The sequence below is a fragment of the Pseudomonas sp. B35(2017) genome (assembly GCF_002113645.1).
Classification (GTDB): Bacteria; Pseudomonadota; Gammaproteobacteria; order Pseudomonadales; family Pseudomonadaceae; genus Aquipseudomonas; species Aquipseudomonas ekonensis.
The window spans coordinates 88,576-110,192 of the sequence record NZ_NEIZ01000004.1; the positions used below are offsets into that span (position 1 = coordinate 88,576).

At 67.6% G+C, this 21,617-nt stretch carries 24 protein-coding genes; 11 read left to right on the forward strand and 13 right to left on the reverse strand.

Features of this window, described 5'->3' with window-relative positions:
• Positions 1 to 50: 50 nt before the first annotated feature.
• Positions 51 to 974 (reverse strand): hypothetical protein, encoded by a 924-nt coding sequence (locus CAG41_RS09415; protein WP_085579948.1) that lies wholly within the window; start codon positions 972 to 974, stop codon positions 51 to 53.
• Between the two features lie 192 nt (positions 975 to 1,166).
• Complete coding sequence (locus CAG41_RS09420) at positions 1,167 to 1,493, reverse strand: hypothetical protein (protein ID WP_085630843.1); 327 nt, start codon at positions 1,491 to 1,493, stop codon at positions 1,167 to 1,169.
• Positions 1,494 to 1,669: 176 nt separating this feature from the next.
• Here CAG41_RS09420 and CAG41_RS09425 point away from each other — a divergent pair, with 176 nt between their 5' ends.
• Together CAG41_RS09425 and CAG41_RS09430 are read left to right on the forward strand one after the other, a co-directional pair.
• Positions 1,670 to 2,353 carry a response regulator transcription factor gene (locus CAG41_RS09425; protein ID WP_085579946.1) on the forward strand — a complete coding sequence of 228 codons (684 nt, stop codon included), beginning with the start codon at positions 1,670 to 1,672 and terminating at the stop codon, positions 2,351 to 2,353.
• Positions 2,331 to 3,725 (forward strand): HAMP domain-containing sensor histidine kinase, encoded by a 1,395-nt coding sequence (locus CAG41_RS09430; protein ID WP_085579944.1) that lies wholly within the window; start codon positions 2,331 to 2,333, stop codon positions 3,723 to 3,725. Before CAG41_RS09425 ends, CAG41_RS09430 begins: the two co-directional genes overlap by 23 nt.
• Positions 3,726 to 3,807: 82 nt before the next feature.
• Here the strand turns inward: CAG41_RS09430 and CAG41_RS09435 are convergent, their stop codons facing one another.
• Positions 3,808 to 4,605: an SDR family NAD(P)-dependent oxidoreductase gene (locus CAG41_RS09435; RefSeq protein ID WP_085637588.1), complete on the reverse strand. Its 798-nt coding sequence runs from the start codon at positions 4,603 to 4,605 to the stop codon at positions 3,808 to 3,810.
• 137 nt (positions 4,606 to 4,742) lie between these two features.
• On the opposite strand from CAG41_RS09435, the gene CAG41_RS09440 reads away from it, so the two are divergent.
• A complete protein-coding gene (locus CAG41_RS09440; RefSeq protein WP_085579940.1) occupies positions 4,743 to 5,663 on the forward strand; it encodes a LysR substrate-binding domain-containing protein in 921 nt (306 codons plus the stop codon).
• Here CAG41_RS09440 and CAG41_RS09445 read toward each other — a convergent pair.
• Positions 5,584 to 6,177: a DinB family protein gene (locus CAG41_RS09445; protein ID WP_085706919.1), complete on the reverse strand. Its 594-nt coding sequence runs from the start codon at positions 6,175 to 6,177 to the stop codon at positions 5,584 to 5,586. The two genes, CAG41_RS09440 and CAG41_RS09445, sit on opposite strands and share 80 nt — an antisense overlap.
• Positions 6,178 to 6,249: 72 nt before the next feature.
• On the reverse strand, positions 6,250 to 7,170 hold the full coding sequence (locus CAG41_RS09450) for a pyridoxal-phosphate dependent enzyme (protein ID WP_085630483.1): 921 nt from the start codon (positions 7,168 to 7,170) through the stop codon (positions 6,250 to 6,252).
• A gap of 166 nt (positions 7,171 to 7,336) precedes the next feature.
• Here CAG41_RS09450 and CAG41_RS09455 point away from each other — a divergent pair, with 166 nt between their 5' ends.
• A complete protein-coding gene (locus tag CAG41_RS09455) occupies positions 7,337 to 7,996 on the forward strand; it encodes an isoprenylcysteine carboxylmethyltransferase family protein (protein WP_085630486.1) in 660 nt (219 codons plus the stop codon).
• A gap of 132 nt (positions 7,997 to 8,128) precedes the next feature.
• On the opposite strand, the gene CAG41_RS09460 is transcribed toward CAG41_RS09455, so the two are convergent.
• Together CAG41_RS09460 and CAG41_RS09465 are read right to left on the reverse strand one after the other, a co-directional pair.
• Positions 8,129 to 8,809: an HAD-IA family hydrolase gene (locus CAG41_RS09460; RefSeq protein WP_085656353.1), complete on the reverse strand. Its 681-nt coding sequence runs from the start codon at positions 8,807 to 8,809 to the stop codon at positions 8,129 to 8,131.
• Positions 8,810 to 8,874: 65 nt separating this feature from the next.
• On the reverse strand, positions 8,875 to 9,291 hold the full coding sequence (locus CAG41_RS09465) for a response regulator (RefSeq protein ID WP_085706920.1): 417 nt from the start codon (positions 9,289 to 9,291) through the stop codon (positions 8,875 to 8,877).
• A 189-nt stretch (positions 9,292 to 9,480) separates the two neighbouring features.
• Between CAG41_RS09465 and CAG41_RS09470 the strand changes: the two genes are divergently transcribed.
• On the forward strand, positions 9,481 to 10,422 hold the full coding sequence (locus CAG41_RS09470) for a class I SAM-dependent methyltransferase (RefSeq protein WP_085630492.1): 942 nt from the start codon (positions 9,481 to 9,483) through the stop codon (positions 10,420 to 10,422).
• A gap of 266 nt (positions 10,423 to 10,688) precedes the next feature.
• Here CAG41_RS09470 and CAG41_RS09475 read toward each other — a convergent pair whose 3' ends face one another.
• Entirely contained in the window at positions 10,689 to 11,462 is a 774-nt protein-coding gene (locus CAG41_RS09475; protein WP_085630494.1) for a helix-turn-helix transcriptional regulator, read from the reverse strand.
• A 111-nt stretch (positions 11,463 to 11,573) separates the two neighbouring features.
• Here CAG41_RS09475 and CAG41_RS09480 point away from each other — a divergent pair, with 111 nt between their 5' ends.
• Both CAG41_RS09480 and CAG41_RS09485 read left to right on the forward strand, forming a co-directional pair.
• Entirely contained in the window at positions 11,574 to 12,677 is a 1,104-nt protein-coding gene (locus CAG41_RS09480) for an extracellular solute-binding protein (protein ID WP_085656356.1), read from the forward strand.
• A gap of 160 nt (positions 12,678 to 12,837) precedes the next feature.
• A complete protein-coding gene (locus CAG41_RS09485) occupies positions 12,838 to 13,953 on the forward strand; it encodes a P1 family peptidase (protein WP_085706921.1) in 1,116 nt (371 codons plus the stop codon).
• A 21-nt stretch (positions 13,954 to 13,974) separates the two neighbouring features.
• Here CAG41_RS09485 and CAG41_RS09490 read toward each other — a convergent pair whose 3' ends face one another.
• Positions 13,975 to 14,562, reverse strand: a complete 588-nt coding sequence (locus CAG41_RS09490; protein WP_085706922.1) for an NAD(P)H-dependent oxidoreductase — start codon at positions 14,560 to 14,562, stop codon at positions 13,975 to 13,977.
• Between the two features lie 99 nt (positions 14,563 to 14,661).
• On the opposite strand from CAG41_RS09490, the gene CAG41_RS09495 reads away from it, so the two are divergent.
• Positions 14,662 to 15,291: a TetR/AcrR family transcriptional regulator gene (locus CAG41_RS09495; RefSeq protein ID WP_085637602.1), complete on the forward strand. Its 630-nt coding sequence runs from the start codon at positions 14,662 to 14,664 to the stop codon at positions 15,289 to 15,291.
• A 203-nt stretch (positions 15,292 to 15,494) separates the two neighbouring features.
• Here CAG41_RS09495 and CAG41_RS09500 read toward each other — a convergent pair whose 3' ends face one another.
• A complete protein-coding gene (locus CAG41_RS09500; RefSeq protein WP_085579917.1) occupies positions 15,495 to 16,181 on the reverse strand; it encodes a GNAT family N-acetyltransferase in 687 nt (228 codons plus the stop codon).
• 213 nt (positions 16,182 to 16,394) lie between these two features.
• Here CAG41_RS09500 and CAG41_RS09505 point away from each other — a divergent pair, with 213 nt between their 5' ends.
• Both CAG41_RS09505 and CAG41_RS09510 read left to right on the forward strand, forming a co-directional pair.
• Positions 16,395 to 16,721 carry a YXWGXW repeat-containing protein gene (locus tag CAG41_RS09505; RefSeq protein ID WP_085706923.1) on the forward strand — a complete coding sequence of 109 codons (327 nt, stop codon included), beginning with the start codon at positions 16,395 to 16,397 and terminating at the stop codon, positions 16,719 to 16,721.
• Between the two features lie 41 nt (positions 16,722 to 16,762).
• Entirely contained in the window at positions 16,763 to 16,975 is a 213-nt protein-coding gene (locus CAG41_RS09510; protein WP_085637608.1) for a YXWGXW repeat-containing protein, read from the forward strand.
• 6 nt (positions 16,976 to 16,981) lie between these two features.
• Here the strand turns inward: CAG41_RS09510 and CAG41_RS09515 are convergent, their stop codons facing one another.
• Both CAG41_RS09515 and CAG41_RS09520 read right to left on the reverse strand, forming a co-directional pair.
• On the reverse strand, positions 16,982 to 17,539 hold the full coding sequence (locus CAG41_RS09515; RefSeq protein WP_085706924.1) for a YceI family protein: 558 nt from the start codon (positions 17,537 to 17,539) through the stop codon (positions 16,982 to 16,984).
• A gap of 51 nt (positions 17,540 to 17,590) precedes the next feature.
• The gene (locus CAG41_RS09520; RefSeq protein ID WP_085630500.1) at positions 17,591 to 18,496 is read right to left on the reverse strand and encodes a LysR family transcriptional regulator; all 906 of its coding nucleotides are present in this window, start codon (positions 18,494 to 18,496) and stop codon (positions 17,591 to 17,593) included.
• 120 nt (positions 18,497 to 18,616) lie between these two features.
• Here CAG41_RS09520 and CAG41_RS09525 point away from each other — a divergent pair, with 120 nt between their 5' ends.
• Positions 18,617 to 20,050 (forward strand): amidase, encoded by a 1,434-nt coding sequence (locus CAG41_RS09525; RefSeq protein WP_085694852.1) that lies wholly within the window; start codon positions 18,617 to 18,619, stop codon positions 20,048 to 20,050.
• A gap of 53 nt (positions 20,051 to 20,103) precedes the next feature.
• Here CAG41_RS09525 and CAG41_RS09530 read toward each other — a convergent pair whose 3' ends face one another.
• Positions 20,104 to 21,462, reverse strand: a complete 1,359-nt coding sequence (locus CAG41_RS09530) for an MATE family efflux transporter (RefSeq protein ID WP_085579905.1) — start codon at positions 21,460 to 21,462, stop codon at positions 20,104 to 20,106.
• Positions 21,463 to 21,617 lie beyond the last annotated feature (155 nt).

Consider the following 21,617-nt stretch of genomic DNA (forward strand, 5'->3'; position numbering starts at 1 on the left):
GGCACGCCAAGGAAAAACAGCAGTAGTGAGCGCATGGCCAAACTCCTCGGTTAACGGACAGGGGGAACGCTGACGGCGGCGTAGGTCTCGACCTCGACATACTCGACCGCATCCCGGCGGCGACCGCCGAACGTGGCGGCGAGGCTGGCGAAGAACGCGCCGGCCAACAGGGCGACGAACATCCACAACGAAGTCCAGGCGGCCGCTTTGGCGGCGGCGTCGGCCGCTTGCTGGGCCTTGAGCTTGGCGTCGGCGATGGCTTTCTGGGTGCGGGCGTACACGTCGTCGACCCGGCGTTCGGCGTCGGCCTGGGTCAGGTCGGTGCGCTGCGCGACCAACTGGGCGAGGTAGGTACGGTCCTCGGCGCTGAGCTGACCGTTGGCCAGGCTCTGGGCGAAGATCCGGGTCACGTCGCCGCGCACGGCATCGTCGCTCACGGCGGCGGGACGCCCGTCGCGGAACAGGCTGTCGACGAAGTAACCGTACCGGTCGGTGTCGGTGCCCGCCGCCTGCGTCAGGCTGCCGGCTGCACCGCCGACCGCTTGGGCTCCGGCCTGAAGGCCGCCGCCGACCACGCCGCTGACCGAGCCGGCGACCAGGGTCGCGGTGACCAGCGTCGCCACGCACCAGGCCAGGAAGCCGTGGGCGGTGTCGCGAAAGTACACTTCGTCACCGTGCAGGGCGGCCCACTTCACCCGCAAGCGCCCGGCGATGTAGCCGCCCAGGCCTGAGGCGACAATCTGCGTCGCCGCCAGCCAGACAATGGCGGAGATGCCCAGGCCCTTGGCGCTGACGCCCTCCCCGGCCCATGGAGAAACCGCCGAAAACCCCAGGCCGATGCCCAGCAGCACCAGGATCGTCGACAAGGCAGCAGCCGCCGCCGCACCGGCGAAGATGGCGCCCCAAGACACGCCCGAGACAGTGCCCGCCCCGGCTTCAAAGTCAGGATAAAACCCATCGGAGGATCTATTCATTGTTGTGGCGCTCCCGGCATGAAAGATGGTGTTACAACTCGTCATCAGACCAATTGCACCGACCGTGCCAGACCACGACTTTGAATAAATCGTTGTTTTTCAATGGGCTGTAATTCGCCGATATGCATCGGCCATGCACTTTGCAACGACCGGACGGTCGCAGCGGGCGTTATGCATTGGCCCGGGGGAAGGTCACTTGCGCCGATAGCTCTTGTTGCCGCTCGGCGTCAGGCAGTAGACCCCGCCGCGCGGCCCGGTGCAGAACGAGCCGGTGCCGCAGGCGCAGCCGTCGTCGCTTTGCAGCAGCGTCTGCGGTCTTGCCGCGCGCCGATCGCCGAACATCGCCGCGCAGCTTTTCTTCGAACCGCTGATGGAACCGTCGTTGCACAGGAACAGGTCCCCGTCGCACCGGGCGATCCCGCCCTTCTTGCCCGAGCACGGTGTGTTGGCCGCCGATGCCGACGCGCAAGCCAGCGCCAGCAACACCCCCGTCAACGGTATCCAGCCTCTGCCGATCATGGTGGCCACGGTGTCCCTTCCGATTGAAATTGTGGCCAGATGATATCAATGTTGGCAGTGAATGGGATTTCCGGTTTCGCTCATTGGCGGCTACAACATGAAAGTTAATTTAAAGCGTCACCGATAAATGTTGGCAAAATGCAGCCATTCCGTTTGAACCGATCAGCAGGCCCCTCATGACTCGCATCCTGACCATCGAAGACGACGCCGTGACCGCCCGGGAGATCGTCGCCGAACTGAGCAGCCACGGGCTCGACGTGGATTGGGTCGACAACGGCCGCGAAGGCCTGGAACGCGCCGTCAACGGCCATTACGACCTGATCACCCTGGACCGCATGCTGCCCGAGCTCGACGGCCTGGCCATCGTCACCACCCTGCGCACCATGGGCGTGGCCACGCCGATCCTGATGATCAGCGCCCTCTCCGACGTCGATGAGCGGGTGCGCGGGCTGCGGGCCGGCGGCGACGACTACCTGACCAAACCCTTCGCCACCGACGAGATGGCGGCCCGGGTCGAAGTGCTGCTGCGCCGCCAGCACAACGGCGGCGCCCAACCCACCACGCTGCGCGTGGCGGACCTTGAGCTGGACCTGATCAGCCACGAGGCCCGCCGCGCCGAACAGGTGCTGACGCTGCTGCCCACCGAGTACAAGCTGCTGGAGTTCCTGATGCGCAACAGCGGCCAGATCCTGTCGCGCATGATGATTTTCGAAGAGGTGTGGGGCTATCACTTCGACCCCGGCACCAACCTGATCGACGTGCACATCGGCCGCCTGCGCAAGAAGATCGACCCGCCGGGCAATGTCCCGCTGATCCGCACGGTGCGAGGCTCGGGTTATGTCATTGCCGAACCCGTCTGACGGCTGGCGTTCCTCCAGCAGCCGGCTGCTGGCGCTCTACAGTTCGCTGTTCGTGGCCTGGAGCGCGATCCTGATGGGGGTCATGTACTTCGAGGTGTCGAGCTACCTCGACAACCTGGCCAAGCATTCGCTGATGCAGCGCCAGCACCTGTTCTCCCACTTTCGCGGTGAGCAGCTGGAAGACGCGCTGGCCGCGAGCATGACCTTCGACATCCGCGGCATCGACGCCTATGGCCTGTTCGATGCGCACCGCCGTTACCTGGGCGGCGCCTTGCAGCAGATCCCCGACGGCCTGCCGCTGGACGGCAAGATCCACACCCTGGCCGACTGCGCCGACTCCGACGACCCGACCCTGCCCGCCGACAGCTGCGACGCCGTGGCGACCCAGACCCGCGACGGGCGCTGGTTGATCCTGCTGCGGGACAACGGCTCGCTGTTCGCCGTGACCCGGATCATCCTGCACGCGCTGCTCTGGGGCGTGTCGCTGACCATCCTGCCGGGCATCGCCGGCTGGCACCTGCTGCGCCGCCGGCCGCTGCGCCGGATCCGCGCGATCCAGGCCAGCGCCCAGGCCATCGTCGCCGGCGACCTGACCCGGCGCCTGCCGCTGTCCAACCGTCGCGACGAGCTGGACATGCTCGCCGCCATCGTCAACGCCATGCTTGAGCGCATCGAGCGGCTGATGAACGAAGTCAAAGGCGTGTGCGACAACATCGCCCACGACCTGCGCACCCCGCTGACCCGCCTGCGGGCGCAGCTGTACCGGATGCAGCAACAGGCCGGCGAAGGCTCGCAGGAGGCGGCGCAACTGGATCTGGTGCTGGCCGAGGCCGATACGCTGATGGCGCGCTTTCGCGGCCTGCTGCGGATCTCCGAGCTGGAGGACCGGCAGCGCCGCTCGGGGTTCGTCGAGTTGGAGCCGGTGCAGTTGCTTGAGGAGCTGCACGAGTTCTACCTGCCGTTGGCCGAGGAAGACCAACTGCGCTTCGAACTGCAGATGCCCGAGTCCCTGCCGCCCCTGAACGGCGACCGGGCGCTGCTGTTCGAGGCCGTGGCGAACCTGCTGAGCAACTCGATCAAGTTCACGCCGCCCGGCGGCACGGTGATCCTGCGCGGGGTCGACGCGGCGGGGCACACGCGGATCGAAGTGCACGACTCCGGCCCCGGCATTCCGGAGTCCGAACGCGAAGCGGTGTTCCAGCGCTTCTACCGCGCCGAGGGCGGGCAACCGAAAAACGGCTTCGGCCTAGGGCTGTCGATCGTCGCGGCGATCGTCAGCCTGCACGGCTTCAGCCTGGAGGTCGGCCGCAGTGAGCTGGGTGGCGCGAAGCTGGCGCTGGACTGCCGGGAGAGCCTGATTTCACAGCCCTGAAATCCCCCTTCCCCGCTGAACGGCAGGAGCCAGCCTGCTGGCGATGGCGACCGGTCAGACTCCGCCGGCAAACCCCGCCCGTTCAGATCGTCAGGCTGTCGACCACGCCCCCGTCGACCCGCAGCGCCGCGCCGGTGGTGGCCGACGACAGCGGCGATGCGATGTACGTCACCAGGTGCGCGACCTCCTCCACATCGGCCACCCGCTGGATGATCGAGGTGGGGCGCGCCTTGCGCACGAACGCATCGGCCTCGTCGCGCAGGGTGCGGCCGGATTCGGCGGCGGCGTCCTTGAGCATCTCTTCCAGGCCGTCGGTGAAGGTCGGCCCCGGCAGGACCGCGTTGACCGTGACGCCGGTGCCCGCCAGGCGCTTGGCCAAGCCATGGGACACCGCCAGGTTGGCGCTTTTGGTCACGCCGTAGTTGATCATGTCGGCCGGTGTCGCCACGCCGGACTCCGAAGACAGAAAGATCACCCGCCCCCATCCGCGCTCGACCATCGCCGGCACGTAATGGCGGGCCAGGCGCACGCCGGAAATCACGTTGACCTCATAGAAGCGCGCCCACTCGCTGTCCGACGCCTCGAAGAAGTCCACATCGTTGAAGATCCCGAGGTTGTTCACCAGGATGTCGGCCACCGGCTCCGCCGCGAACAGCGCCTGCGCGCCTTCGGCGGTGCCCAGATCCGCGGCTAGGCCGCGCAGCTGCGCTCCCGGCACCTGGCGACGGATGCCCGCCAGCGTCTGCTCGACCTTGGCCGGGTCGCGGCCGATCACCACCACAGTGGCGCCCGCCTCGGCCAGCGACCGGCTGATGCCCAGGCCGATCCCGCCGGTGCTGCCGCTGACGATGGCCAGTTTTGCGCTCAAATCGATCTTCATGCCTTCACCTCATCGATGGGTAACGGTGTTCGTTCGAAAGCCCACAGGCTGCGCCCGCGGTGGATCCAACGTCAAGCCGCCCGGATCCCGCAACGACTCCTACACTGAAGACTCCGCCAACCCCGGAGTCCATCGGCATGAACCGCAACGACCTGCGCCGCGTCGACATGAACCTGCTGGTGATTTTCGAGACCCTGATGTTCGAGAAGAACCTGACCCGCGCCGGGGAGAAGCTGTTCCTCGGCCAGCCCGCCGTCAGCGCCTCGCTGGCCAAGCTGCGGGATCTGTTCGACGACCCGTTGCTGGTGCGCAACGGCCGCGTCCTCGAACCGACCCAACGGGCCCTGGCGATCCTCAAGGAGTTGCAGCCGGCGATGGACACCATCTCCGGCGCGGTCAGCCGGGCCAAGGACTTCGACCCGCTGAGCAGCCGCGACGTGTTCCGCATCGGCCTGTCCGACGACGCCGAGTGCGGCCTGCTGCCGCCGCTGCTCAAGCAACTGCGCGAAGAGGCGCCGAATGTCGTGGTGGTGATCCGCCGGGTGAATTTCCTGCTGATGTCGTCGATGCTCGCCTCCGGCGAGATCTCCGTCGGCGTCAGCTACACCACCGACCTGCCGGCCAACGCCAAGCGCAAGAAACTGCGCGACCTGCGCTGCAAGATCCTGCGCGGCGACGACCGCCCCGGCGCGCTGACCCTGGACGACTACTGCGAACGGCCCCATGCGCTGGTGTCGTTCTCCGGGGACCTGGGCGGCGCCATCGACAACGACCTGGCCCGGGTCGGCCGTTCGCGCCGGGTGGTGCTGGCGGTGCCGCAGTTCGCGCCGCTGCGGGCGATCCTGGCCGGCACCGACATGCTCGCCACCGTGCCGGACTTCGCCGCCTGCGCGCTGGTCGAGGGCAGCGGCGTGCTGCGGGCCGACGAGCCGCCGTTCGAGATCATTCCCTCGGAGCTGTCGATGGTCTGGAACGGGGTCAACGACAACGATCCGGCGGAACGCTGGCTGCGCTCGCTGATTGCCCGTCACATGTCGGCGCCGCTGCCGGCGCACTGAACGCCTTGAAGCCGGGGTCGACCTCGCGCAGGTACACCGGCAGGTCGGTCATCGGCGGCATCTGCGGGATCTCGAAATACATCTGGATCACCCAGCCCCGGTGGTAGCTGTTGTGGTTGACCACGTGCAGGAAAATCGCCCCGGCGCTCATCGTGCCGCCGTCGCCGGACACGAACGTGAAGTCCACCGGATGGTTCAACGACGCTTCGGTCTGCCCGGCGCTCCAGGCGCAGTACCAGTCATCGGCTTCCTCCTGGGCCCGGCGCAGTTCGGCGAGATCGGCGTAGACCAGATCGTGGGACGTCTCGAAGCCGTGGCTGCGCCCTTCCAGGTGCGCCTGCCAGATCCGGTCGACCACGTAGATGTGGTTCAGCGTGCCGATCATGTTTTTGAAGATGGTCTTGCGCTCCCGGGTGATTTCCTCCGCCGGCAACGCTTGCAGGCTGTCGAACAGACGCCGGTTGGCCCAGCGCTTGTAGCCGGCGAACAGATGGGCTGTGGCCAGGTTGATCATCGCGGGCACCTTAGGCGCAAAAAAGGATCCGTCCAGAATAGTCCCTGTGCGCCGCAGCGGCGCCGGCACCGACTACTGGTCGGTGGTGCGCGCCCACCCCGCCACCAGTTGCGCGCTGATGCTGACCCCGCCGCACACGATGATCACCACGTCGTGGGCACCGGCCAGCGCCGGGTGGTCGAGGTAGGCCACCGCCAGCGAAACGCCGCAGGCCGGCTCGACCAGTTGGCGCAGGTCGCTGGCGTAGCGCACCACGCCCAGGATCGCGTCGTCGTCGGACAGCACCAGGCATCGGTGGGCAAATTCGCCGATGTGCGCCACCGGCCAGGCCGCTACCTGGGCCGCGCCGAGGGACGTGGCCACGGTGTCGATCCGGCTCAGGCGCACCGGATGACCGGCCTCGACCGCCGCCGCGAACGAGGCGGCGCCCTGGGTCTCGCAGGTGACGATGCGGCAGTCGCGGCGCCCGTGGCGCAGCAGCCCGGTGAGGATCCCCGCCAGCAGCCCGCCGCCGCCCACCGAGGTGACGACGGTGTCGACCTGCGGGCAGTCCTCGAGGATTTCGTCGACCATCGAGCTGTGCCCGCGCCACAGCACCGGGTGGTCGAAGGCCGGCACGTATTCGGTGTCCGCCGCGCCCGCCAGTTCCCGCGCCCGCTGGTTGGCCTCGTCCCAGACCTTGCCGTGCACGATCACCTCGGCCCCGGCCCGGCGAATGCGCGCGCGGGTCGCCTCCGGGGTGGTGTGCGGCACCACGATACAGGCCTGCAGGCCCAACCGGGCCGCCGCCACCGCCGTGGCCAGCCCCGCGTTGCCGCCGGACGGGCACACCACCTTGAGCTTGCCCTGCGCCGCCGCCTGGCTGCACAGAAGGCCCATGCCGCGCAGCTTGAACGAGCCGCCCGGTTGCAGGTTCTCCAGTTTCAGCCAAATGCGGCGCTGCGGTGTCGAGAGCGTCGGATGAAGGATCAACGGCGTGCGGATGTGCAGCATGACGGCCTCCGGAGTGCGCCGCGGCCCGGCGACATCCGCGCCGGGCCGCGGTCGGTGAGGATGGCGGATGTCCCTTCCTCAAGCGTAGCCCACCCCGCCGCCGGGGCCCCGCACGACGAAACCGGCAACTACACTCAACGCAACGGCAGCCAGGGTTGAGGGTTCCATGAAGATGTCTGCACAGATGACCGTCGTCGCGGTGCTGGCCACGCTCGCGTACCTGGGCCTGGCGATGTGGGGCATCGGCGGCGTGGCGGTGTTCTTCTCCCACGGGGCGTTGGTGGTGGTGGCGCTGGCGACCCTGGCGATGGTGGTGGCCTCGCTGTTCAGCGAGGTGAACCTGAGTGCCGGCGAACGGGAAGACCGGGCCAACCGCTGGGTGATCCCGGCGTTCGGCGTGATCGGGCTGGTCAGCGCCGTGCTGCCGGCGTATTGCGACAGGATCGGCTTCTGGACATTCGGCCGCGAAGGCGTGCGTTGGGTGGGGGCTGTGCTGTTCATCGCCGGCGGCGCGCTGCGCCTGTGGCCGGTGTTCGTGCTGGGGCACCGCTTCAGCGGGTTGGTGGCCATCCAGCCGGGGCACCGGCTGGTTACCGACGGCATCTACCGGCGCCTGCGCAACCCGAGCTACCTGGGGCTGGTGGTGAACGCGGTCGGCTGGGCGCTGGCGTTCCGTTCAACGGTGGGCCTGCTGCTGGCGGCGGTGACGCTGATCCCGCTGATCGCGCGCATCCACTCCGAGGAAGCCCTGCTGCGGGCGCAGTTCGGCAGCGAGTACGACGCCTATTGCGCCCGCACCTGGCGCTTGCTGCCGGGCATCTATTGACCCGGGGCGCCGACATCCGCGGCGCCTGACACGCCGCCATCGCCAGCAGGCTGGCTCCCACGAGGATCCCGGGCGCCTACAAAATCCCTGTACCCCACAGAACCCTGCATGCCTTGCCTCGGTTGCCTGCGGTCAGCCATCCCGCCGTTTTGCGCTGAGCGACAACCGCCCGTCGCTGCCGGCGCGGATCTCCAAGCCGTCATAACGGTCAATCGTCGCGTGCGGGGTCTCAAGCGGGTACTGGTGGGTCGCGGTGATGACCATCAGCGGCGCGCCGGCGGCCTCGGCGGCGAGGATGCCGGCGGTCGCGTCCTCGAAGACCAGGCAATCGCCCGGCTCGACGCCCAGGCGTTCGGCCGCCAGCCTGTAGCCGGCCGGATCCGGCTTGCCGGTGGTCACGTCTTCGGCGGTGATCATCACCGCCGGCTCAGGGATCCCCGCCGCCGCCATCCGCCGCAGGGCCAGATCCCGCGGCGCCGAGGTCACCATGGCCCAGCGATCCGCCGGCAAGGCCTTGAGGAACGCCGCCGCGCCGGGAATCTCGACAACGCCCTCGACGTCTTCGATTTCCGCCACGGTGATGTACGCCGCCTGCGCCTGCGCATCCACCCCCGGCAGGTTCAGCCGCCGGATGGTGTCGATGGCCCGCACGCCATGGATGGTCGGCAGAAACGAATCGACGTCCACCCCGTGGTGCACCGCCCACGCCGACCAGATCCGCTCGGCGGCGGCGATAGAGTTGAGGACGGTGCCGTCCATGTCGAACAGGAACGCGCCGAACGCGCGGTTGAGCACAGCATCAAGGGCAGGCAAGGGGTCGCATCCTCAGGCAAGGGGCCGGGCAAATGTGCCCGGCAATGTAACACTTGCGCAAAGGATCAGTGCAGCAGGCGCGGGGCCTTGGACTTAAAGGCGACAGCCACGCAGTCGAGCAGTTGGCCGATGGCCCAGGGCTTCTTGATGAACGCCACCGGATGCCGAACCCCGGAGGTCTGCGGCGTCTCGTAGCCGGACATGACCATCACCGGCTTGTCCGGCCAACGGTCACCCACCAGATTGGCCAGATCCGCCCCGTTGAGCGTGCCCGGCATGGTGATGTCGGTGAGCAGCAGCGCCACCTCCGGCGCGTGGGCCTTCAGATACTCCGACGCCGCGTCGGCGCTGGTCTGCGGCTCGACCCGGAAACCCTCCTCCTGCAGGATTTCGCAGAGAAACTCCAGAATCAGCGGATCGTCCTCGACCACCAGAATCAACTCGCCAGGCCGTTGCGAATTCGCCGTCGGTACTGGGCACATGAACGGTCACTCCCTGAATTGCATGAACAGTGTCGCGGATCGGATCCGCTTCTTATCTGGTATGAGCCGATGCCTGCGAGGAAATTCATTTTTGATACAGACGATTTTCCCGCTGCCCGCAGGCAGAGTCCGCGACGCCGGTTTTTTGTGGGTAAAATGCCCGCCCTTTTCGTTTGCCGATTCCGATTGATGACCCCTCAAGCCCTTGCCCTCCTCCACGCCCATCTGCTCGACGCGCTGGCCTCGCCCCCCGCCGAGACCCGCCGCCTGTTCCATGGGCGCGGGCGTTGCTGGCCGGATCTGGAGCAGGTCACCGTGGACTGGCTGCAGGGCGTGGTGCTGGTGTCGCTGTTCAAGGAACCGGAGGCGCAGCGGCTCGAAGCGCTCAAGGGGATGCTGCTGGAACTCACCGGATCGGCGCAGTGGCGCCAGTCCGGCGCCCACACCCTGTTGATCCAGCACCGTTACCTGCCGCAAAGCACCGCCGAATGGCTGCTGGGCGAGGAAATCGACGAGATGACGCTCGTCGAGGGCGGCCTGAAGTACCGGGTGGACCTGGGCCGCAAGCAGAACGCCGGGCTGTTCCTCGACATGCGCTACGGGCGCGACTGGGTGCGCGGGCAGGCGGCGGGCCAGCGGGTGCTGAACCTGTTCGCCTATACCTGCGGCTTTTCCGTGGCGGCCATCGAGGGCGGCGCCAGCCATGTGGTCAACCTGGACATGTCCCGCGCCGCCCTGAGCCGGGGCCGGGACAACCACCGCCTGAACGGCCATGACCTGGGCAAGGTGAGTTTCCTCGGCCACGACCTGTTCAAGTCCTGGGGCAAGGTGATCAACGGCGGGCCGTATGACCTGGTGATCATCGACCCGCCGTCGTTTCAGAAAGGCAGCTTCCTGCTGACCAAGGACTACCAGCGCGTGCTGCGCCGCCTGCCGGAACTGCTGACCCCGCAAGGCACGGTGCTGGCCTGCATGAACGATCCGTCGTTCGGCCCGGACTTCCTGATCGAGGGCGTGACGCGGGAAGCGCCCGGGCTGCGTTTCGAACGGCGGCTGGAGAACCCGCCGGAGTTTCCCGACATCGATCCGCAAAGCGGCCTGAAGGCCTTGGTGTTCCGGCGCCTGGACTGACGCTGCGGTCCATCGTGCGCATTACCAGCATCGTGGGAGACTGACGCACCGCCATCGCGGGCAAGCCCGCTCCCACAGGTATCGCGGGTGTATGCAGAATCCGCGAACACCTCGGACACTGTGGGAGCGGGCTTGCCCGCGATGGCGGTCTGTCAGCCAAGAATGATGGGCCTGACAGGCTGGTTCCACAGGGGATTGCGGTTGAACACCGAGCCCGTGAACACCCGGATCCCTGTGGGAGCCAGCCTGCTGGCGATAGCGGTGTGTCAGACAGGCCGCAGCACCAGCGCGAACAGCTCGCCGTGCCCGGTGACGTTGAGCTTGTGGTAGAGGTTGCGCCGGTGCACCTTCACGGTCTCCGGCGAGATGCCCAGCTCCCGGGCGATGGCCTTGCTGGAGAAGCCTTGCAGGATCAGCCGCGCGGTGTCGATTTCCCGCGATGTCAGGCGCGCGTCGAAGCGGTCGAGCAACGTCGCCAGATCCCCGGCCGGCGCTTCGGCGACCGCCCCTTGCGGCGGCAGCAACTGCGCATGCCGGCGCATCGCCGCCAGCACCCAGTCGCGCACGCACAGCAGGCGCCCCTGCTCTTCAGTGCCGAACACCGTCGAACGGCCCAACGACAGGCTCAGCACCCCACCCTCGACGTTGACCAGAAACTGCAGCTCATCGGCCCCGACCACCGAGCGGAAGTAGCTTTGGTAGTACTCGCTCTGCATGAACTGGTCCGGCGCCACCGACGCCAGGCTGTGCAGCCCGTCGGCGATGCCGGCGACCGCCGCCTGGTGAAACGGGTCGAGCTGGTACAGGCCGGCGCTGTAGCCGGCCAGGTCTTCCTGCTCGTCGGGGTGGGCCGCGCTGTCGAAATCGGTCAGCAACTGCGGCGCCCGGCCCGGCGCCATCAGCGCCACCAGGGCATTGTCCAGCGGCACCAGCAACCGCAGGGTATCCACCAGCGCGCGCCAGAAGCCGTCCTGGCCCACGGCGCCGAACATCCGCGCCAGGCTCTGGTGAACGGGCAGTTCCTTCAGCAATGCGTCCACGCACTACCCCTTTTGAGTAACCCTTGATGGGAATGGGTGGGCCGCCGCCGGCCCGATAGCCTGAGCGCTCCCGTCAATCACCGGCCTGCCGCAGGCCAGGAGTGCCGCATCATGCGTCGTCACCGTGGGTATATCAACCTGGGCCTTGGCGCCTGCGTGGCGGTGGCTTCGGCCGCCATGGCCACTGACGCGCCGAGCGTGCACGTCTACAACTGGTACGACTACATCGGCCCGACGACCCTGCATGACTTCAAGCGCGACAGCGGCATCGAGCCGGTGTACGACACCTTCGACAGCGCCGAGGTGCTGGAAGGCAAGCTGATGACCAGCCGCAGCGGCTACGACGTGGTGGTGGCCAGCAACTACAGCCTGCCGACCCTGATCCAGGCCGGCGCCCTCGCCCCGCTGCCCCGCGACCGGTTGCCGGGCTGGAAGAACCTGGACGACGGCCTGCTCGGCAAACTGGCCGACAACGACCCCGGCAACCGCTACGCCGTGCCCTACCTGTGGGGCACCAACGGCATCGGCTACAACATCGACAAGGTGCGCGCCGCCCTCGGCGACAAGGCGCCGGTGGATTCCTGGGACCTGGTGTTCAAGGAAGAGAACCTGGCCAAGCTTGGCGAGTGCGGCGTGGCCATGCTCGACTCCCCCTCGGAGATGCTGCCGGTGGCCCTGCATTACCTCGGCCTGCCGCCCAACAGCACCGACGCCGAGGACTACCGCAAGGCCGAAGCGCTGCTGCTCAAGCTGCGCCCGCACATCGCCTACTTCAATTCGTCGAAGTTCATCAGCGACCTGTCCAACGGCAACATCTGCGTGGCGGTCGGCTGGTCGGGGGCGATGCTCGAAGCCAAGACCAACGCCGAACAGGCCGGCAACGGCGTGAAAATCGCCTACAGTCTGCCCAAGGAAGGCGCGCCGGTGTGGTTCGACACGCTGGTGCTGCTCAAGGACGCACCGCACCCGGCCCAAGGCCTGGCGTTCATCGATTACCTGCTGCGCCCGGAGGTCATCGCGCCGGTCACCGACCACCTGTCCTACCCCAACGGCAACCGCGCGGCCACCGCGCTGCTCAACGCGGCCACCCGTGAAAACCTCGCGGTCTACCCGCCCGCCTCGGCGATGGCGACGCTGTTCACCCTCGAACCGCTGCCCAAAGCCACCGAACGGGTGCGCACGCGGGTGTGGAGCAAGGTCAAGAATGGTCAGTAGCAAGCATCAACTGCAGGTTTGAGAGCTGACCGCAGATTCCATGCACACCCACGATCCCCTGTGGGAGCCAGCCTGCTGGCGATGGCGTCATCCAAATCGCCGCAGGGCCCAGGCAAGACCGTTGTGCACAACCCTTCACCTTTACCGAGAGACTGAACCGATGAAACTCCGCGCCAGAGACCTGAACATCCGCATCGGCCGGTTGCAGCCCGGCCCGCTCAACGCCATCACCGACGTGCCCGGCGTGCGGGTCGGCCACAGCAGCGTGCGCGGCCGCAGCGCCGCCGGCCGCGACATCTGCACCGGCGTCACCCTGATCGAGCCCCGCGCCGGTTCGACCAACCGTCAACCGTGCTTCGCCGGGGTGCATGTGCTCAACGGCAACGGCGACGCCACGGGGCTGGAGTGGATTCGCGAAGCGGGCCTGTTGACCAGCCCGGTGGCCTTCACCAACACCCACAGCCTGGGCGTGGTGCGCGATGCGTTGATCGCGCAGGACCGGGCGCAGCAACCGGACGACGGCCGCCTGTACTGGAACATGCCGGTGGTGCTGGAGACCTTCGACGGCTTGCTCAACGACATCAACGGCTTCCACGTGAAACCCGAACATGTATTCGACGCCGCCAACGCGGCGACGGGCGGCCCGGTGGCGGAAGGCGCCGTCGGCGGCGGCAGCGGCATGGTCTGCCACGAGTTCAAGGGCGGCATCGGCACCGCGTCGCGCCGCCTGGACACGACCCAAGGTGGCTGGACGGTGGGGGCCATCGTCCAGGCCAACCATGGCGTGCGCCGGGAACTGCGGGTGGACGGCTACCCGGTGGGCCGTTTTCTGGAACCGAAGGCCTCACCGTTCACGGACGCGGCCCTGCCGCATCCGGGCATGGGATCGATCGTCGTCTGCCTGGCCACCGACGCGCCGTTGCTGCCGCACCAATGCACACGCCTGGCGCAACGGGCCAGCCTTGGCCTGGCCCGCACCGGGGGCGGCAACGAAGACCAGAGCGGCGACCTGTTCATCGCCTTCGCCACCGGCAACGACCACATCCCGCCCGCCGCCTACGAACGCAAGGGCGCACCGACCTGCGACGGGCTGCGCATGGTCACCAACGACCACATCAGCGCGCTGTTCCTGGCGGCCACCGAAGCGGTCGAAGAAGCCATCATCAACGCCTTGCTGGCGGCCGAGACCACCGAAGGCAACGGGCACACGGTGCCGGCGCTGGACGCCGACACCTTGCTCGCCGCGCTCGACAAGGCCGGTTGGCCCGGCGCCTGATGTTTCGTGCGGGGCCGGCCTTCACTTGAACAGGCCGAGCCCCAGCGCGTGGGCGGTTTGCAGATGCAGCGCCGGATCCTGCAGCTCCGATTCCAGCAACAGCGTCGAACGACCCACCGTCGCCCCGCAGTAGTCGAAGATGCCGTGCTCGATCTGCGCCTTCATCGCCGCACCGTAGCCGTGCCGTTCGTAAGTGCCAGCGTCCGCCCCGCCGAGGCCGACCAAGTGCACGTGCAAGCGGCCCAGCTTCTTCGAAAGCCCCGTTCCGCCGTCGAAATCGAAGGCCCAGCCGTTGCTGAACACCCGGTCGATCCAACCTTTGAGCAGCCCGGGCATCGCCCACCAGAACACCGGAAAGACCAGCACCAACGCATCGGCGCGGTCGATGCGCGCCTGCTCGGCCAGGACATCCGCTGGCGGCGACGATTCGCGGTGGTGCACGGCCCAGTCCGTCCGGGTGAAACGCGGATCGAAACCTTCGGCATGCAGGTCGGCGATTTCGACCGTGTGGGCCGGATCGGCCGCCGTCACGCCTTGCGCGATCCGCTGCGCCAGCGCATGGGTCAATGAACGGTCATCGTGATGATCCACAACAATCAATGCGTGCATGGGAATCTCCAGGTGGTGGACGCGCGCCGGGGGCTCTATACTCCAGGCAAGCTACTATCGGTAATCTACCGAAAGTAAACTACGTTTGGTATATAACCCATGTCAACCACCGAAATCCCCAAACCCGCCCAGCCCCGGCGACGCCTGTCGCGGGCGGATCGCCATCGCCAACTGCTCGAACAGGCCTGGCAGCTGATTCGCGAACAAGGCACCGACGCCCTGACCCTCGGGTATCTGGCGGAGAAGGCCGGCGTGACCAAACCGGTGGTCTACGACCACTTCACCACCCGGGCCGGCCTGCTGGCCGCGCTGTACCAGGATTTCGACCGGCGCCAGACCGCTCTGATGGACGCCGCGCTGGCCACCTGCGCGCCGCGCCTGACCGACACTGCGCAGGTGATCGCCACGCAATACGTCGACTGCGTGCTGACCCAAGGCAAAGAGATTCCCGGGGTGATCGCCGCATTGGCCAGCACACCGGAGCTGGAGAAGATCAAACGGGAGTACGAAGCGATCTTCCTGGAAAAGTGCCGAAATGCATTGCTGCCCTTCACTCAGGGTGCAGCCATCACCCAAGCGAGCCTGCGCGCGATGCTGGGCGCCGCCGAGGCGCTGTCCCAGGCGGCGGCGAGCGAAGAGATCACTGCCGCCCAGGCCCGCGACGAGCTGTTCGCCGTGGTTTTCGCCTTGGTCGAAAGAGCCGCAAAGCAGGTGACTGACGGTACTTGAGGCCGCCCGCGCACCTTCCTACGATGGAGTTACGCAGCCGCTGGTCCGCCAGACCGCTGCGTAGGCGCGGGTGCATTGAACCCCTATCAAGCCCGCGCTTCGCTTCATGCGCATCTTGAGCCTCACGGGCTCTACTTCCTCCCCATCAAAGAGTCTTGAGGCTCTTTTTTTGTCTGCGTAAACCGGTGCCGCCGCGCGGGGAATCAGTGCAGGGTCAGGCGCTGGCGGACAAACGCTTCCGTGCGCCGCGTCACCTGGTCCAGATGCCGGTCGCGCTGCTTTTCCGCATCGAGCATCGCCCGCTTGCCGTGCTTCTGCAAAAGGTAGGTGTGGATCTGCTGCACTTCCAGCGAGCGGTAGATCGGCGTCGTGTCGATGTAGCCGCTCAGTCCGCTGCTGCGGTGATGGCGGGTGCTCATCAGCACCTGCGTCGCCCGTTGGCCGATCACCTGAAAGCCCATGGCTTCGAAGTACGGCACCTTGCCCACGGTGCACGTCAGTTCGGCATGGGGGTAACGGGCCAGCATCTCGCCGACCATCGCCCGCGCAAGGCCCTGGCGCCGATGCCCTTCACGCACGGCCAGGTAGGCGACGTTGCACGCCTCCCAATCGCCCTGTACCGGCAGGTACAGCAAGAACCCGGCGACCTGCTCCGGATCGTCCTCGTCGGTGGCGACCAACAGTTCCACCTCCGTGCCCTTCTCCCCGTTCAACGCCTCCAGGTACAGGTGCACCTCGTAGCCGACCGCGTACTGGTAGACGTTGTACAGCAGGTTGCTGGGGCCCAGGCCGATGGCGCTGATGTCGGTCAGGTAATCGACGACCATCTGCAGAATCTGGCTGTTGATGCCTTCGGGGCACGGTGACTTGAAGTGGGTGATGCGGGGCATGGCGGGCGGACTCCGGCGTAAGGCACAGTCGCCGGGCGACTGATGCCCGGCAAGCGGCGACATCATACCTTGTGCGGGGGATTGCGGTGTCCGTCGGATCTGGCGGTGCATGGCTGACAAAAATTTCATCTGCCCGGCAGCGGATCTTTCGCCGATTCGGCGTCCAATTCTTCAACTGCGCTCACTTTCCGAGGCAGGCCTTGAGGAGTTGTCATGAACGTTGTCCGTTCGTTGTCCCGTTGGCGCAAAGCCCTGCTGCTGGTGCCGTTGACGTTCGCGGCGTTGGCCGGCACGCCGGCGTTCGCCCAACCCGAAGTCATCATCCGGGAAGCGCCGCCGCCGATGCGCGTGGAACCGATGCCCGGCGCTCGCCCCGGCTACGCCTGGGACCAAGGCCACTGGCGCTGGGAAGGACGCGGCTACGCCTGGGTGCCCGGTCACTGGCAGCCGGTGGCGCGCCATGGTGCCCGCTGGAAACCGGGGCACTGGCAGGCGCGCGGATCTAACTGGTACTGGGTCGAAGGCCATTGGGTGCGCTGACCGTGAACCGACCGCAAACGCCCCTCTTCAGGAACACCGTCATGTCGCGATCCGTCAAAACCCTGATCGCCGCCGCGCTGGCGGCGATCACCCTGTCCGGCTGCGTCGTCGCCCCGGCCCGGCCGCACCGGCCCCCCCCGCCGGTGGAAGTGGTGCCGGTCATGCCTGCGCCGGGCTATCACTGGGTACAGGGCCATTACCGCTGGGGCGGCAACCAATGGCGCTGGGTGCCGGGGCATTGGCGGGCCTACTGAGGCCCGTCACTGCTGCGGCGCCACCACCTTGAACTTGATGTCGATGTCCTTCGACACCACGGTGTCCGCCCACTCCCCCGCACCGAGGCCGAAGTCTTCGCGCTTGAGCGTCAGCGCACCGTCGAAGATGCCGATGCCGTCGCCCGGCTTCAGGTGCACCGGCACCTGCACCTCGCGGGAAATGCCTTTGAGGGTGAGCCGGCCGGTGACCCGGTAGCGGTCGGCGCCGGCCGGATCGAAGCGGGTCGACTCAAACACCGCCACCGGGTATTTCACGGTGTCGAACCAGGCCGGCTTCACCAGTTCGGTGTTGGCGTCCTCGCTGCCGGCGTCAATGCTGGTGAGGTCGATGCGCAGCGTGGTGCGGGCGTCGGCGAGGCGGTCGGTGTCGAACGCCAGGGTGGCGTCGAACCGGCCGAACGTACCGTACATCCGCGAGCCCATCTGGCTGTAGGTGAAACTGATCTGGCTGGCTGCCGTATTGACCCGCTCGTACTCGGCCGCCGACGCGGCGGACACTGCGCCCAGACACGACATTGCCGCCAACAGCCATCGGATCGACATGGGACTCTCCGCTCTCGGGCACCTCGATTGACTTAAGCAAACATCCGCCGCTCATGCCACCTCGCCGGCCATGTGCGCCTTCAAGTAAGCGATCAGCGCGGTGACCTTCGGCGACGGCACATGCTCGCGGGCGGTCACCGCGTTCAGGTCTTGGGGCGGGCCGATCCACTCGGGCAGCACCCGCACCAGCCGCCCGGCCCGTACATCCTCGTCCAGGCTCTGCTCCATCGCCAGCGTCAGCCCCTCGCCGGCCAGCAAGGCGTCGCGCAGCAGCGCAGGGTCGTTGGCCAGGATCTGCGGGTCGACGCGGTAATCCTTGAGCCGCCCGCCGGCCCGGCGCAACGGCCAGACATAACCGACATCGCGCCGGGCCTGGTGCAAGGTCAGCGTCCGGTGCCGCATCAGTTCTTCGGGACCTGCGGGATGCCCCTCGCGCTCAAGGTAGGCCGGCGCGGCGAACAGGCCCGTGGGAAAGCTCGCCAGCCGCCGGGCGATCAGGCTCGAATCCGGCAGCGCGCCGAGGCGCAGCGCCAGGTCGATCTTCTCGCCCACCAGATCCAGCGGCACATGGGACGCCAGGATCTCCAGGCGCACCTGCGGATAGCGCTGGCGAAACCCGGCCAGCATCGGCGCGAACCAACTGACGCCGAACGAGAACGGCACCGTCACCCGCAGCCAGCCGCGGGGCCCTTCGCGCAATTGCTGCACGGCGTGTTCGGCCTGCTCCAGGGTGTCGGCGACGGACTGGCATCGCTCGTAGTACACGGCGCCGGCCTCGGTCAGGCTCAGCTGGCGCGTGGTGCGGCGCAGCAGCTGTGCGCCGATGGCCTGCTCCAGTTCCCGCACCCGCCGGCTGACCGTGGTCTTGGGAATCTGCAAGGCATGGGCCGCCGCCGTGAAGCTGCCCAGGCGCACCACCTGCACGAACACCAGCGTGTCATTCAAATCGCGTTTCATCCGTACACCTTCCCGACGGCGGACTGTGCCGTTTGCGGCACATTGCATGCCGGGATTATGGGCTAATCACCGCCGCTGGCGCGACTTAGGATCAAGCCTCCCCTTACTGGAGTGCCCCTGATGAAGCTCGAAGAATACGCCGCCCACGACGGCATCGGCCTGGCGCGGTTGGTCGCCGCCGGTGACGTCACCCCCCAGACGTTGGCCGCATTGGCCAGCGAAGCCGTGCAACGGGTCAACCCGTCGCTCAATGCGGTGATCGAACACTGGGCGCCCACCGTGACGCCCGGCAGCGGCCCGTTGGCCGGCGTGCCGTTCCTGATCAAGGATCTGGCCATCACCGCCGCCGGCCGCCGCAATGAATTGGGCAGCCGCCTCGCCCAAGGGCTCGTGGCACCGAACGACTCCCACCTGATGCAACGCTTCAACGCCGCCGGCCTGCTCACGCTGGGCCGCACCACCACGCCGGAAATGGCGTTCAGCACCGAAACCGATTCCACCCTGCAAGGCCCGACGCGCAACCCGTGGGATGCGCAACGCTCCGCCGGCGGATCCAGCGGCGGCGCCGGGGCGGCCGTCGCCGCCGGCATCGTGCCCATCGCCCACGCCACCGATGCGGCGGGCTCGATCCGGGTGCCGGCGGCGTTCAACGGCCTGGTGGGGCTCAAACCGACCCGGGGCCGCAGTTCCCACGGGCCGGTGATGGACGAAGTGTTCGCCGGCCTCGGCGTGCAGTTGGGCCTGTCGCGTTCGGTGCGTGACAGCGCAGCGTTGATGGACGTGGTGCAGGGCTGGGCGCCGGGGGATCCGTACCACACCGCCGCGCCGGCCGAGGGCTTTCTGGCCCAGGTCGGCCGCGATCCGGGCCGTTTGCGCATCGGCGTGCTCGACACGCCGTGGAACGGCGCCGCCGTCGACCCAGAGATCAAGGAGGCGCTGTCCGGCACCGCCCGCGAACTCGAAGCGCTCGGCCACCGGGTCGAAACCGTGCAAGCGCCGCTCGGCGTCTCGTGGGACGCCTTCGTCAACGCCAACGCGCACATCTGGTGCGCGAGCCTGGTGCGCTGGATCGACCACCTCGCCGGTGCCGCCCGCCGCCCCATCGACCGCAGCACCCTGGAGCCGGCCACCCTCGCCTGCTACGCCTTCGGCCAGCAATCCCGGGGCACGGACTTTGCGGCGGCGCTGGAGTTGCGCAACAGCATTGCCCGGCAGGTCGCCGCGTGGTTCGGGACGATCGATGTGCTGCTGACCCCGACCCTGCCGCAATTGCCGCAAGCCCTCGGCGCCTACAACCACGGCGCCGAGCGGCTGGACGGCCGGCAATGGACGGCACGGGTGTTCGAGCATTCGCCGTTCACGCCGGTGTTCAACGTGGCGGGAACCCCGGCGGTTTCGTTGCCGTTGGGCATCTCCCGCAACGGCCTGCCGATCGGCCTGCAACTGGCCGCCCGCTTCGGCGCCGATGACGTGCTGCTGCGCCTGGCGGCGCAACTGGAACAGGCCCTGCCGTGGCAGGGTCGCCGTCCTGCGCTATGGGCCGGCAACGCCTGACCGGCAAGCGGCCATCCCTGAGGCGAGGAAGCTTGCTCCCTCGCCTCAGGGGATTACACCAGCCGTTCGATCTTCTGATGCTGCCAGACCATTCTGTAATACAGCGTCTGCAGCACCAGCATCCCCAGGTAAGCCAGCGGAAAAGCCATCCACACGCCCTGGAGGCCGTAGTGCCCGTCCAGCCAGTAGGCGGCCGGCAATTGCACGCCGACCACACACAAGATCGCCACCCCCACCGGCACCAGCACCGTGCCGCTGGCGCGCATGATCCCGCCGATGATCGCCTGGAAGCCGAACACCAGCAGGCTCCACAGCATGATGTGCAGCAGGTGCTCGGCCATCGCCCGGGTCGCGTCCTCGGTCAGGAACAGCCCCAACAGCCAATGCGACGCCAGGTAGCCCAGCACGATCAGGCCGCCGGTCAGGCCCACGTTGATCCAGAGCCCCGTGCGCAGGATCGGTCCCAGCCGTTCGAGCCGGCCGGCGCCGATGGCCTGGGCGCCGAGGATCGACGCGGTGATGGCGATCGACAGCGCCGGGAACTGCACGTAGTTGACGATCTGCGTGACCGCGCCATAGGCCGCCGTCGCCTGGGAGCCGTGCTGGTTCACCAGCGCCAGGATCACCAGCTCCGACAGCGACAGCACGATCATCTGCACCCCGGTCGGCAGGCCGATGCGCAACACCTTGCCCAGGATCGCCCCGTCCAGGCGCAGCGCCGCGAAGAACTCCCGGTCCGGCGCCAGCGGGTGCCCCTTGCGGATCAGCCGCCACGCCAGCCAGCCCATCGCCGCCAGGTTGCCCGCCAGCCCTGCGTACGCCGCGCTCTGGATGCCCATCTGCGGCAACCCCAGCCAGCCGCGGATCAAGGCCGGCGTCAGCGCCAGGCCGACGCCGGTCGAGACCATCAGCGCCAGCAGCGGCGACAGCGTGTCGCTCACCCCGCGCAGCAACTGGGTGAACAGCACGAACACCAGCATCGACGGCAAGATCCACATCATCACGTGGGCATAGGCCACCGCGTCGTCCAGCACATCCGCCGGCGTGCCCAGGCCCTGCAACGCCGGCCGCGCAAACACGCTGCCCAGCACCGCTGCCGCCAGACCGATCAGCACCCCCAACAGCAACGTTGCGCCGGAGATCGCCTTGACCATGTGCGCCTCCCGCGCGCCCCAGGCCTGGCCGATCAGCACGCCCGCCCCGGCACCCAGGCCGATGACCAGCGCAATGAAGAAAAAGATGATCGGGAACATTCCCGACACCGCCGCCAACGCCTGGGTGCCGAGCATCTGGCCGATGTAGATACTGTTGACCGTGCCGGACATCGATTGCAGGAAGTTCGACAGCACCATCGGCGCCAGGAACAGAAAGTAGGTTTGCCAGAGGGGGCGTTGGGCGGCAGGGTTTTGCATGGGGTAGAGATCCGTCTCGGCGGTCGGGGCTGATGACCGATAGCTTCAGCGAGTTGCCGCAAAGGCGCAATGAACATTTCGGGCCTCTGCCGCAAATGCTCCGGTGTGACCCATCGGTGGGTTCCGCCGCGCCGTTGTGGTAAACAACACGCCCC